Annotated in this window: 9 protein-coding genes and 1 pseudogene; 9 read left to right on the plus strand and 1 reads right to left on the minus strand. The window is 44.1% G+C overall.

The genetic code is table 11. The annotated features are described in order from the left end of the window. The first annotated feature begins 44 nt into the window (after positions 1-44). Positions 45-1,358, plus strand: a complete 1,314-nt coding sequence (locus K6Y31_RS18820) for an HD-GYP domain-containing protein (protein WP_233054557.1) — start codon at positions 45-47, stop codon at positions 1,356-1,358. Positions 1,359-1,399: 41 nt separating this feature from the next. Here the strand turns inward: K6Y31_RS18820 and ulaR are convergent, their stop codons facing one another. Next, a complete protein-coding gene (gene ulaR / locus K6Y31_RS18825) occupies positions 1,400-2,167 on the minus strand; it encodes an HTH-type transcriptional regulator UlaR (protein ID WP_233054559.1) in 768 nt (255 codons plus the stop codon). 227 nt (positions 2,168-2,394) lie between these two features. Between ulaR and K6Y31_RS18830 the strand changes: the two genes are divergently transcribed. The 8 genes and pseudogenes from K6Y31_RS18830 to K6Y31_RS22400 form a co-directional block, all read left to right on the plus strand. Continuing rightward, entirely contained in the window at positions 2,395-2,886 is a 492-nt protein-coding gene (locus K6Y31_RS18830) for a PTS sugar transporter subunit IIA (RefSeq protein WP_233054561.1), read from the plus strand. Positions 2,887-2,901: 15 nt separating this feature from the next. Continuing rightward, the gene (locus K6Y31_RS18835; protein WP_282560210.1) at positions 2,902-4,290 is read left to right on the plus strand and encodes a PTS mannitol transporter subunit IIBC; all 1,389 of its coding nucleotides are present in this window, start codon (positions 2,902-2,904) and stop codon (positions 4,288-4,290) included. Between the two features lie 91 nt (positions 4,291-4,381). Continuing rightward, entirely contained in the window at positions 4,382-7,039 is a 2,658-nt protein-coding gene (ptsP, locus tag K6Y31_RS18840) for a phosphoenolpyruvate--protein phosphotransferase (RefSeq protein ID WP_233054563.1), read from the plus strand. A gap of 67 nt (positions 7,040-7,106) precedes the next feature. Continuing rightward, positions 7,107-8,849 carry an alcohol dehydrogenase catalytic domain-containing protein gene (locus tag K6Y31_RS18845; RefSeq protein ID WP_233054564.1) on the plus strand — a complete coding sequence of 581 codons (1,743 nt, stop codon included), beginning with the start codon at positions 7,107-7,109 and terminating at the stop codon, positions 8,847-8,849. A gap of 275 nt (positions 8,850-9,124) precedes the next feature. Then, complete coding sequence (locus K6Y31_RS18850) at positions 9,125-9,697, plus strand: pyridoxamine 5'-phosphate oxidase family protein (protein WP_233054566.1); 573 nt, start codon at positions 9,125-9,127, stop codon at positions 9,695-9,697. Between the two features lie 9 nt (positions 9,698-9,706). Continuing rightward, positions 9,707-9,943 carry a hypothetical protein gene (locus K6Y31_RS18855; protein ID WP_233054568.1) on the plus strand — a complete coding sequence of 79 codons (237 nt, stop codon included), beginning with the start codon at positions 9,707-9,709 and terminating at the stop codon, positions 9,941-9,943. Between the two features lie 323 nt (positions 9,944-10,266). Beyond that, the gene (gene ushA / locus K6Y31_RS18860; RefSeq protein ID WP_233054570.1) at positions 10,267-12,030 is read left to right on the plus strand and encodes a bifunctional UDP-sugar hydrolase/5'-nucleotidase UshA; all 1,764 of its coding nucleotides are present in this window, start codon (positions 10,267-10,269) and stop codon (positions 12,028-12,030) included. A gap of 140 nt (positions 12,031-12,170) precedes the next feature. Beyond that, positions 12,171-12,485 (plus strand): annotated as a pseudogene (locus K6Y31_RS22400) (GNAT family N-acetyltransferase); the annotation flags it as partial. Positions 12,486-12,619: the final 134 nt, after the last annotated feature.

A 12,619-nucleotide genomic window follows, 5' to 3' on the forward strand; every position in this document is an offset into this window, starting at 1 on the left:
TTTACTCTAAATGATATAGATTTTTATTAAGAGGTAGTGTGGGTATGCTGATGTACGCTCGAAATAAAGTAAGTAAACCCATTGAGACTACAGAAACACTGAGTGTCGATTTTAGACAAATGCTTTTGGCCATTGAAAACGCAGGATCGTTTGTTGGCAATGGCGATATAAATCATTGCAAGCGAGTTGCGTTTATCGCTAGCCAATTAGCTAAGCAATTGAATTTCAGTGAGGAAAAAATACAATTTGTTTATGAGCTGGGTTTAATCCACGATTGTGGAGTGTCAACTGAGCATATGTACGCAAACCTAGTGAGTCAGTTTGATTGGGATGGCGCACAGCAACATTGCATTGTGGGCTATCATTTATTGAAAGATTTAGCGCCATTTTCAGCGTTTGCACTGCCTATTTTATATCACCATACCCATTGGCAGAAGTTAGAGCGGCTTGATATAAGTGCTGAAGAAGCTCGATTTGCTAATATTATTTTCCTTGCTGATCGTATCGATGTATTAGCAATGGAGCATGACGAAAAGCATATTTTGGTAGCAAAAGAGCAAATATTTCAGACCATTGCCCAATATCAAGGGACTTTTTTTGACCCGCTTATAGTTGCAGCATTTCGTAGCATCCATAAACATGAAGCTTTTTGGATTTCACTCAGCGATCGTCACATCGTTCGTTATACCTTCAAGATGGGGCTGCTTGAAAACAACCGAACACTAAATCTTCATGACATTAAGCATGTGTCCTTAATTTTGGCGTATATCGTTGATCAAAAAAGCCCTTATACTGCGATGCATTCAATACGCGTTGCCAGTTTAGCCAAATTTCTAGCGGCGACTGTAGGTTTGTCAGATGAAGTCTGCGAGAAAATTGAAATAGCAGGCTTATTACACGATCTTGGTAAGCTACGTGTGCCAACGTCTATATTAGAAAAAAAAGGCGCTTTAACGGATATTGAGCGTTCAATTATGCGCCAGCATAGCTACGACACTTTTGAAATTTTAGGCCATGTAAAAGGGCTTGATGAAATTGCCAGTTGGGCTGCCTTTCATCACGAAGGCCTAAATGGCGATGGCTATCCATTTCATCCACCGGAAGAGGAAATCAGTGTTGAAGCAAGAATTGTTGCCATCGCAGACATTTTTCAGGCTTTAGTACAAAACCGCCCCTATCGTGAAGGTTTGAGTTTAGCGGGCGTTTTGGCCCGCCTTAATGATGATGCTAACAATGGTAAAATCGATACCCATATTGTTAACTTGGTACTGCAACATCAACAGGAATGTTATCAAATTGCCACCGGTGCATTTGGCGATGAGTTGTCTATTTTTAGGTTGCCGGAACAGCTTGCCTAGCGACTTTTATTAATAACCGTCATAAAGCGGGCCCATAATGGTTATACAAGGTGCACTTGAATATTATGCTCAAGTAACACCTCTATCATCTTTGGATCGGCCGCTTTACCGGTGATCACCATGTCGATTTGATCTAAAGTAAATAGCGAAATACCGCCAAACACGCCGACTTTGGTTGAGTCTACCAGCGCGATCACTTTATCGGCATATTGCAACATTTTCTTTTCTTCCATAAAGGTTAACAGTGCCGACTTAGTCAGCCCTGCTTCGGTGAGGCCATCACCACTGACCATCATGTAACGACCTTGATAAGACACATGGGTGTCGGGCGAAACCAAGAGGTTTTGGCTTTTTATGTATTGCCCGCCAAGTACGACTAAATGGGGATAATTTTGTGAAATAAGGTAGGTTAACAAGGGCAAATAATTTGAGTAAACATGAACATTGCTATTCAAAAGATATTTGCCCATGAGAAAGGGGGTTTGGCCTTCACCAATAAATATATTGTCTTTTTCTTGGCACAAAGCCACTGCCTTTTGAGCGATCCTATCAGACTCTTCATAATTGCTGTAATCAGAAATAGTGGGGTAAAAGCCCACCATGCCCGGCGAGGTACTCACGGTAGGAGAAAGGATTTTTTCGGCGCCATTGCGAATCTTTTTAAGCTTCCCTTCTGTATCTAAATCAGAAATATCGCGTCTAACGGTAGCGGGTGAGCATTGTAGTAGATCCACCAGTTGGCTTACGGTGGCTAACGAGTGCTCTTGTAAATAGTCTAGAATTTGATTGTGACGTAATTTAGCTGTCATGAAAGATCCACTTTTATCTGATTCAAATTGAGCACTTTTGATTACTTTGCGTTCTAAGTATTTAGCATAACCTAGCATTGATTATATTTGATGTAAATTGATTATAGTTAGCCCCTTGTTTCTATAATGTTTCAAAATGTTAATCATATGATTGCAAATGTTATCAGCTTTTTTGACTAATCTTGGTCGCTTTATATACTCAATTCGAGGTCAACAGAGGGAATGAGATGAGCGAACACCTAATCAGCCAACAGACTATCTTGTTGGATTTTGCAGCGGATTCGAAAACAGACGCACTCTATAAAATATGCGCCCACTTGTTTTTGATGAGAAAAACGCAAAACCCTGCAGGCTTGTATGACGACATTATTAAACGGGAAGCGATAGTGAGTACCTTTGCTGGTCAACACACAGCGATTCCCCATGTTATTAGTTCGCATGTGTCTGAGCCCGTACTTTGTTTTGTTCGATTAAGCAATCAAGACTTTGTATGGAACGATAATGATGAAGATGTTCGCATTATTTTCTTTCTTTCGGTACCAGAGCAAAAAGATTTAAAGCAATTGAGAGAGTCGCAGTCTCATGTTTTTTCATCGATAGCTCAACTCATGCAAGACACACACATAATGGATTTATGGCTCACCACAAACGATGAACAGGTCATTCTTGACAGTTTGAAAACAGCCTTTCAATCCAATCTAAATAAAAAAATAATATAGTTGGGAGACAACACTATGTCTGGAAATAATCTGAAGGTTGGCGTTCAGTCGGTTGGGCGCTTCTTAAGTGGAATGGTGATGCCAAATATTGGCGCGTTCATTGCTTGGGGCTTGATTACCGCTTTATTCATTCCTACTGGCTGGTTGCCTAACGAAAGCTTAGCTAAGCTAGTCGGCCCAATGATCTTATATCTATTACCATTATTAATAGGTTATACCGGCGGCAAAATGGTTGGCGGCGATCGCGGTGCGGTTGCTGGCGCAGTGACAACCATGGGGGTCGTGGTTGGGACGGACATTCCGATGTTTCTTGGTGCGATGATAGTGGGGCCGCTGGGCGGTTTGGCTATTGCCCGTTTTGACCAGATGGTACACGGTAAAATTAAGCCTGGCTTTGAAATGCTGGTGAATAACTTTTCACTTGGCATTATCGCTATGATCATGGCATTGATTGCTTATGAAATAATTGGCCCTGTGGTTTCAGTTGTTACGGCGGCACTCGGATCAGGTGTGGGTTGGATAGTTGATCAATCTCTATTGCCGTTGGTATCAATCATCGTTGAGCCAGCCAAAATTCTGTTTTTGAATAATGCCATCAACCACGGGGTGTTTACGCCACTGGGGGCTGAGCAATCTGCCGAGTTTGGCGCTTCAATTTTCTATCTTATTGAGACTAACCCAGGCCCAGGTCTAGGAATCCTATTAGCTTATATGATCGCCGGCAAAGGTACTGCGCAAAAATCGGCTTATGGCGCGTCAATTATCCACTTCTTTGGCGGTATTCATGAGATTTATTTCCCTTACATTTTAATGAAACCGCGTTTGATTATTGCGGTGATTGCAGGCGGTATGGCAGGCGTCGCGTTTAATATGATCACTGGCAATGCCTTGGTTGGTCCACCATCACCGGGCTCAGTATTTGCGCTAGCATTAATGTCGACTAAAGGCATGGGTATTGTATTAACACTGGGCTCTATAGCGGTGGCAGCCGCAACTTCATTCACTATTGCTGCCTTGCTTATTCGCAGTGATGCATCTGAGACAGATGACTTGGAAGCAGCAAAAATGGCGGTGGATGCAAATAAAGCCGAATCAAAAGGGCAAGCAGTACCAGCAACCGCTTTCGCCAACCAAACAGTACGTTCAATAGTGGTGGCATGTGATGCTGGCATGGGGTCTTCTGCCATGGGGGCAACCGTACTTCGCGGCAAAATAAAAGCCGCAGGCTTAGACATTCAGGTGACGAATGCCGCAATCAACGATTTGGTCGACGCTGACATAGTGATCACGCAGCAAGAGCTGTCGGCACGGGCTAAAAACAAATTACCCAATGCGCGTCACTTGAGTATCGGCAACTTTATGGATGCTGGGTTCTACGATGAGTTGGTCGCCAGCCTAACCTAAGTTTTCAGTGATAGTGCTCAGAGGGGTAATTAACTGGGCGCTATCATTTAGTTACAGACGTATTCAATTTAAAAGTGAAAACGGGATCCTTATGTCCTTTCTAAAAAATCTATTTGGTGGCGCAGACAAAGTGACTACCAGCGCAGAGCAGCAAGCAGTAGCCAGTGCTGTTGAGCCAGAGCCAGCGCACAGTAACAAGATGCCAGACAGCGAGGCAGACAATCAAGTAGAGCAGGTCAGTCCTCTGACCATCACTGCGCAGCAAATTCATATCAACAAGCCGTTTACCAGCAAAGAGCAGGTACTTGATTGCATCGCACAAACTATGTTGGCGCAAGGGTTAGTATCAGACAATTACCTTGAAGCCCTAATGGCCAGAGAAAGTAAAGTGAGCACTTATCTGATTAACGGTGTCGCTATCCCCCACGGTGTTAATGAAGCTAAGTCGTTAGTGAAACAAACAGGTGTGGTTATTGTACAAGTGCCCAAAGGGATAGTTTGGAACGCCAATGGCGATGTTGCCAAGTTATTTGTCGGCATTGCCGCGGCGGGTGATGAGCATTTAAGTCTATTGCAAAAGCTAACGGAAGTGGTCATGGACGAAGGGTTAGCAGAGCAGTTAGCGACAACGGCGGATGCCAATCATATTATCCAAGCGTTAGGTGGCCAGTCGCAGAGTACGACGCAACTTGAAGAAGACTTTAGCATTCAGGCCACGGCGACCGTGGTAGATGAAGCCGGCATGCATGCAAGACCCGCTAGCTTATTGTCAGAGCATGCCATGGAATATCCTAATACCGAGATAAGATTGCGAAACGCCAATCGCAGTAGCAATGCCAAATCAATGGCGGGGTTATTGGCGATGGGAGCAAAACTTGGCGATAGCTTGGTTGTTTCAGCTCAAGGCGAACAAGCGCATGATGCCGTTGAGGCATTAGCCAAGATGATTACAGCCGGCTTAGATACAGAAAGCGATAACCAGCATGCCACCTATAACCCCCTTGCGGGCTTAGCGCCAATGCCATCACCGGCGGGACACCTTGTGTTACAAGGCTTGGCGGCGTCACCGGGCATTGCCTATGCAGAAATCGTTATCTTGCGCGAGCATAAATTTACTTTCACAAAAGAGGGGACGGATGCTGCCCATGAACTGAGTGAACTTAAACGCGCACTCGAACAAGCCGCCAATGAGCTAGAAATATTACAGCAAAAACTGATGCAAAAGGCGCCATCGGAAGCGGCCATTATAAAGGCGCAAACGTTATTACTTCGCGATGAAACCATTCTACAAAGCAGTCATGACCTTATTTACCAAGGGTGCAGTGCACCATGGGGTTGGCAGCAAGCATTGGATAGTCAAATTGATTATTTATCTACGGTTGAAGATGAGCGGTTGCGCGCGCGCATGGCTGATCTGAAAGACATTCGCGACCGAGTGATTAGATTGTTACAACCTCAGCAAAACGATGTGGTGTTCCCAGATCATGATTTTATTTTATTGGCTCGCGATCTAACCCCGTCGCAAACAGCTGGATTAGAAGGGCGGCCAATTAAAGGCATCGCCACTGAACTTGGCGGCCCTAATAGCCATATGGCCATTTTGGCGCGGGCATTAGGCATTCCTGCCGTTGTGGGTATCGGTGATGGCGCGTTATGCCAATTAGCCCAAGAAACAACCGCGGTGATTGATGCCCAAGGGGCTTGTTTGGTTGTAGGTCCTGATCAGCCAACAGAGCAACAAGCTAAGGTTTGGATAAATACTTGGCAAGAAATACAGCAAGCCCAAGCAGCGCAGCAACATGAGCCAGCTACTACCCTTGATGGCCGCCGAATTGAGGTGGTTTGTAATATTGCTAAGCCACAAGATGCAAGCGCGATTGTGGCACATGGCGGTGAAGGGGCCGGCTTGCTTCGCACCGAGTTTTTGTTTGAATCTTCCGAGCAAGAGCCGACAGTGGAGCAACAAATAGAAGCATTCAAAGCCATCGTTGCTGAGTTGCCGGGCAAACCGTTAGTGGTACGCACCGCTGATATTGGCGGCGATAAACCGGTTTCTTGGCTGGACATGCCCCATGAAGATAACCCATTTTTAGGGGTTCGCGGTGTCAGGTTGTCATTTAAGCACCCTGATATGTTTAAGCGTCAACTGGAAGCTATCTACCGCACAGCCAAGTGGCAAAAAGAGCAAACCGGAGCATGCGGTTTACACATTATGTTTCCCATGATTGCCAAAATGTCAGAGTGGCAACGTGCTAGCAGTATCGCCGAATCTGTGCGCCAACAATGGAACGCCCCGGTGTTACCCCTTGGCATTATGGTTGAAGTTCCATCGGCTGCTTTGGTGGCGGATAATTTAGCTAAGTATGTGGATTTCTTCTCCATTGGCTCCAATGATTTAACTCAGTATACCTTGGCCATGGACAGGTTGAACCCTGAACTGTGCCACGCGGCTGATAGCTATCATCCTGGCTTACTGCGCTTGATTGAAATGACCGTTAAGGCTGCTGATGCCAACGGTAAATGGGTTGGGGTGTGTGGCAACATGGCCGCTGATCCCAATATTGCCTGTTTGCTGGTGGGGTTAGGTGTACATGAGCTTTCGGTGAGTCCAGCCAATGTCCCAGCCGTCAAAAATATTATTCGTTCCGTGTCGTTTACAAAACTACAAGCAAAAGCGCAAAGAGCGCTGAGTATGTGTAGTTCAGAAGCGGTGATGGCTATGTATCAAAATCATGACGATCTAATTTAACGCCATATTTATAAATCAGTTTTATCAATGAGTTGTGAATACAAACAAATATGAATGAGGCAACAACATGAGTAATCAATACACTAAATATCAAGACCTAACTCTACCTATTCCACCTGTGACCATGACCTGGAACATGTATGGCGCAGGGGTTGAAAATATCGGCAAAGAAAACCAACCAGAGGCATTTGATGTGCCAGAGCCTGCAGATAATCAACTTTTGGTGCGAGTTGATGCGGTTGGCTTGTGTTTTTCAGATGTAAAACTGATTAACCAAGGGAGTAAGCACCCTAAATTATACAATCGCGATTTACGCAAAGAGCCGACGCGATTAGGCCACGAAGCCACGTTAACCGTGATCAAAGTGGGGGCTGATTTACAAGATACCTATAAAGTGGGTGAGCGCTATGCGATGCAACCAGACATTTACCAAAACGGTAAAAGCACAGCTTATGGCTACACAGTGCCGGGTGGTTTGACTCAATATCACTTAATTGGTCCAGAAGTGTTAGAAACTGATGCTGGCTCTTGTTTGCTGAAAGTGTCAGAAAAAATGGGCTTTGCCGAATCGGCCCTACTTGAACCTTGGGGTTGTGTGTGGGCGTCATATACTCAACGTCGTCGCCTTGAGCCGAAAGAAGGCGGCATTATGTGGATAGTTGGGCAAGTCGGAGATACCACGGAATACGAATTTTCTCATGGCCTTCACGCGCCTGCGACAGTGGTATTAACTAACGTGCCGGATTCGTTACGCGAAAAGGTTGAAAAAACAGCGACTAATGTATTGATTAGGAATGATATTACCACTGAAAACTTAGCAGATGTGGTTAGCGAACTGACAGGCGGGGTCGGCTTTGATGACACCGTGGTATTAGCGCCAAAATCAGCCAAAGAGCTAACCATTATTGCAAAACATGTGGCGCGTCGTGGCACCATGAATATGGTTGGTAACGCTCCTGTTGATGGTTTAGTGGAAGCGGATGTTGGCCGACTACATTATGACTATGTGGCATTTATCGGTAACAACAGCCAGGACATTGCGGCTTCATACGGCGAAGCGCGCAATCGCTGTGATTTACGTAAAGATGGTTTTGCGGTGTTTGTAGGTGCTGGTGGTCCAATGGGGCAAATGCATGTGCAACGTGCCATTGAGTTAAAAGATGGACCAAAGCAAATTATTGTCACTGACATTAATGACCAACGTTTAGCTGAGATTGAGGGACGGTTTGCTAGCTTAACCGAAGCCAACCACTGTGAATTGATCACTTATAACCCCACTTCGAACGCGATGAGTTTACCGGATTTTGTTAACGCCAAAAGTGGTAATCAAGGTGCAGATGACGTGGTAGTTTGTGTGCCTAATGCAAACATTATGGCGGAATCTGCCACCTTTATGAAAGATGATGGCATGTTGGTGCTGTTTGCTGGTGTGCCCAATGGCACCTTGGCGCCGGTTGATTTTAGCTCGGTGTATTTAAGTAATGCGCAGTACACAGGAACCTCAGGTTTAACTATCGAAGACCAAACGGTAGTCATGAACAATACCTTAGCGGGTAACATTGCGCCGGCAATTTGTGTTGCAGCTATTGGTGGCATGAAGGTAGCCAAAGCAGGGATAGAGGCAATGATAGCGGCGAAATATCCAGGTAAAATACTGATCTTTCCTCAACTTGAAAATCTGCCATTACTTGGCTTAGACGAGTTGGCAGAGCAGCTACCAGAGGTAGCTGAAGCGTTAGGTGAAGGCAATACTTGGAATGTTAAAGCTGAGCAAGCCTTGTTTGAAGCATGCATCAAGGACCCAGCTTGATCTGCGCCTAACGATCCCGTTTTATGGTTGACTGGGCAATGTTAATCGACCGGATTTCTTATTGTCTTGCAATAAAGCAGCTTAATGTCATGCATTAAGCTGCTTTATATTTATAAGTTAACGTTCGTTAGTATCATTCCTCATTTTTCATACATTTGGCTTAAGTTGTTGCCGTCAGCTAATTAAACATATTTAGTTTGTTGATTTTATTTGATATAAATGTGACTTGATGTGGTGGGTAGATAATCGGCATTGAGCAATGTTTAGGAGAAGATATGGGACAGCAGTTTACTGAGCTACAAGACAAACATAGTGACTTTATCGCCAAACAACAGATGTTTTTTGTCGGCACCGCCGCCGAACAAGGGCGAGTTAACATTTCGCCAAAAGGGTCTGACTCGTTTCGGGTGGTGAATAAAAACCAAGTTATTTGGCTTAACCTGACTGGCAGTGGTAATGAAACGTCGGCTCATGTGCAAATTAACCCAAGAATGACAATCATGTTTTGTGCTTTTGCAGGCGCACCAATTATTTTACGCCTTTATGGTCAGGCTCAGGTGCTGCATCGAAATGACCCATTATGGCAGTCTTATATATCATTGTTCCCCGCCAGTATTGCTGCGCGCCAATTGTATTTGTTAGATATCGATTTAGTGCAATCATCTTGCGGCATGTCGGTACCTTTGTTTGATTTTAAGCAACAGCGAACGGCGTTAGCCGACTGGTCTGAGAAACAAGGAGAACAAGGCATCGAAGCGTACTGGTTGAAGAAGAATCAGCAAAGTATTGATGGTTTTGACACCAATATTGCTAACTTGGCGGGTTTAGCCACAAACAATAACGAATAAGGAAGTATTATGATCAAACTACTAAATAAAGAAACGAATGTGTTGCTAGGTGAACTGACAGAGTCACAACTACAATTTTTAATTGATCAATTAGAAGAAGAGGACAGTGCTGATCAAGATTACTGGATTAGTCCTGAACAAATCGCACTTTTTAAAGAGCAAGGCGCTGATTACGCTCTTTTAGATTTACTTGAGAAAGCCATTGCAGGAACAGATGGCGCTGAAGTAATTTGGCAAAAAGCTTAGTTTTTTAATTGTATCAATGGGTTTGCCTGTTGATACAGTTTCCTATGTTTTAATAGTCGCCATTCCCAAAGTACATTCCCGCCCAAATTTATTAAGTTAAAACTCACTAAACAACATATTTGGTTAGTATCTGTAATCACCCTCAATTTATTTAAAAAATTGTGAACAAGTGTCTAAAAAAGTTCACATTCAGGCGTCATAGTAACTGCGATTTTAAATATCTCGTGGTGAAACAAACTGCAAAGCGCAACCAGTTCAGCGTTATATAAGCAGGTGTCATCGCCGAGTGAGCTAAACACTTTTACTATAAAGGATTTATGAGTATGTCGTTTAAATTTAAACATGGGCTTGTGGCCAGTGCGTTAATGCTTGCATTAACGGGTTGTAACAGTAGTGATGATAAGACATCAGTAAAAACACCAGTGCCTGAAGTACCAGTAGTTACTGCGCCAAATATGTGTGACGGCGTTCCTTGCACCAAGTTCACTATTCTTCATACCAATGATAATCATGGTCGCTTTTGGCACAACTCTGACGGTGAATACGGCATGGCAGCCCGTAAAGCCTTGGTTGATCGTTTACGCAGCGAAATTGAAGCCGATGGCAGTAAAGCACTGTTACTTTCTGGTGGTGATATTAATACCGGTGTTCCAGAGTCAGACTTACAAGATGCAAAACCAGACTTCATTGGTATGAATGCGATAGGCTATGATGCGATGGCGGTGGGTAACCATGAATTTGATAATCCTTTAAGTGTTCTGGATGCGCAACGTGAGTTAGCTAATTTCCCGATGCTAGCAGCTAATATTTATAAAGCGGATGGCACTCGTTATTTTGAACCTTATAAAGTGTTTGAAATAAATGGGTTGAAAGTGGCTGTGATTGGTTTAACGACTAAAGATACGGTTAAAATTGGTAATCCTGAATTTATTAGCGATCTTACATTTACCGATCCTCAAGTTGAAATCGTAAAAGTGATAAAAGAGATTAAAGAGGCGAAAGCAGCCGACTTAATTTTTGCCGCTACTCATATGGGCCACTTTGCGAACGGCAAAAATGGTAGTAATGCCCCGGGTGATGTTGCACTAGCGCGCTCACTGGAAGAAGGCATGCTACAAGGTATTATCGGCGGCCACTCGCAAAACCCTGTTTGTATGGAAGCTGGCTCAGATGATTATGCTGACTTTAAGCCAGGTGGCGCTTGTGCCCCTGATCAACAAAAAGGCACCTACATTATGCAAGCGCATGAGTGGGGCAAGTATGTAGGTCGTGCAGACTTTGAAGTAATCGATGGCAAAGTGAATTTAGCCAGCTATGCACTTATCCCTGTAAACCTTAAGAAAACATTAACGGATGCTGATGGTGTTGAGCAGCGTGATGAGAATGGTGACAAAATTAAGGTGTTTGTAACGCAAGAAATAGTGCCTGATGCTGACTTAATGCAAACATTGAAAACTTATCAAGACCAAGGTCAAGAGAAGTTGAATGAAGTGATTGCGACGACAGATGGCCTTTTAGACGGCGAACGCGCTAATGTGCGTAACCAGCAAACTAACTTAGGCCGATTGATTGCCAAAGCTCAAGCTGAGAAAGTTAATGCTGATATCGGTGTGATGAACTCAGGTGGTGTGCGTGCATCGATCGCACAAGGGAATATTACTTACCGCGATGTACTGACAGTGCAGCCTTTTGGTAATAACGTTACCTACAGCAGTATGACAGGTGCACAAGTCAGCGACTATTTAAGTAAAGTTGCAACCATTCAACGTGGTTCGGGCGGTTATGCACAAATTTTTGGCGTTAAAATGAATGTAGACTGCATGGCAAAAACGGTAGACATCAGTGACATTCACGGTAAAGGCTTTAGTGCTACTGAGATGTACAGCTTCAGTGTACCAAGCTTTAATGCTGCGGGCGGCGACGGTTACCCAGCATTGACGCCAGTGGACACCGGTTATGTTGACGCTGATGTTTTATACTCATACTTAAAAGGCAAGGGCACAGTGATCGAATCTGATTATACGCCTACAGGTGATATCGTTTACCTCAATTCAAACAGCCCGTTGGGTTGTGAAGTGGCGCCATAACATTTGAGCTGATTGATTTAAATTAGCAAAAAAAGAGGTGAAGCTGAGCTTCACCTCTTTTTTTTTAACCCGCAATTTTGCCTTGCCAAAAATTTAAGACTGTTAGATATTGTCTATATAATTCAATAGATAAGAAAAAAATGATAACAACCTTAAACACAGACAGACTAATTTTAAGGCAGTGGCAAAATAAAGACTATGCGCCTTTTGCCCAAATGAGTGCCGATGATAATGTGATGCGCTATTTTCCCAATATCTTAACGCGCGCAGACAGCGACGCCTTGGCAGATAAAGCAAAAGGCTTGATAGCCGAGAAAGGTTGGGGTTTTTGGGCGGTAGAGTTAAAAGCCAGTGGGGAATTTATTGGCTTTATTGGCCTACATTCTCAGGAAGATGGTATATCCTGTACGCCCTTTATTGAAGTAGGCTGGCGTTTGGCTCAGCAACATTGGGGCAAAGGTTATGCACTGAAGGATCCCCTCATAAATCCCCCAGCGCACAGCCATATTTTCTCAGCTGTTGGGCAAAAATAATGCCCGCAGCTAGTAGTTCTTGCGTACTGACCTCGTAATCAGGCCGCCTCATAACC

Source organism: Motilimonas cestriensis (assembly GCF_021295315.1).
Classification (GTDB): domain Bacteria; phylum Pseudomonadota; class Gammaproteobacteria; order Enterobacterales; family CBDFNC01; genus Motilimonas; species Motilimonas cestriensis.

Excerpts from the sequence above, each read along its gene's own strand:
- K6Y31_RS18820 (WP_233054557.1), top strand. The coding sequence starts at position 45 with ATGCTGATGTACGCTCGAAATAAAGTAAGTAAACCCATTGAGACTACA.
- ulaR (WP_233054559.1), bottom strand. The coding sequence starts at position 2,167 with ATGACAGCTAAATTACGTCACAATCAAATTCTAGACTATTTACAAGAG.
- K6Y31_RS18830 (WP_233054561.1), top strand. The coding sequence starts at position 2,395 with ATGAGCGAACACCTAATCAGCCAACAGACTATCTTGTTGGATTTTGCA.
- K6Y31_RS18835 (WP_282560210.1), top strand. The coding sequence starts at position 2,902 with ATGTCTGGAAATAATCTGAAGGTTGGCGTTCAGTCGGTTGGGCGCTTC.
- ptsP (WP_233054563.1), top strand. The coding sequence starts at position 4,382 with ATGTCCTTTCTAAAAAATCTATTTGGTGGCGCAGACAAAGTGACTACC.
- K6Y31_RS18845 (WP_233054564.1), top strand. The coding sequence starts at position 7,107 with ATGAGTAATCAATACACTAAATATCAAGACCTAACTCTACCTATTCCA.
- K6Y31_RS18850 (WP_233054566.1), top strand. The coding sequence starts at position 9,125 with ATGGGACAGCAGTTTACTGAGCTACAAGACAAACATAGTGACTTTATC.
- K6Y31_RS18855 (WP_233054568.1), top strand. The coding sequence starts at position 9,707 with ATGATCAAACTACTAAATAAAGAAACGAATGTGTTGCTAGGTGAACTG.
- ushA (WP_233054570.1), top strand. The coding sequence starts at position 10,267 with ATGTCGTTTAAATTTAAACATGGGCTTGTGGCCAGTGCGTTAATGCTT.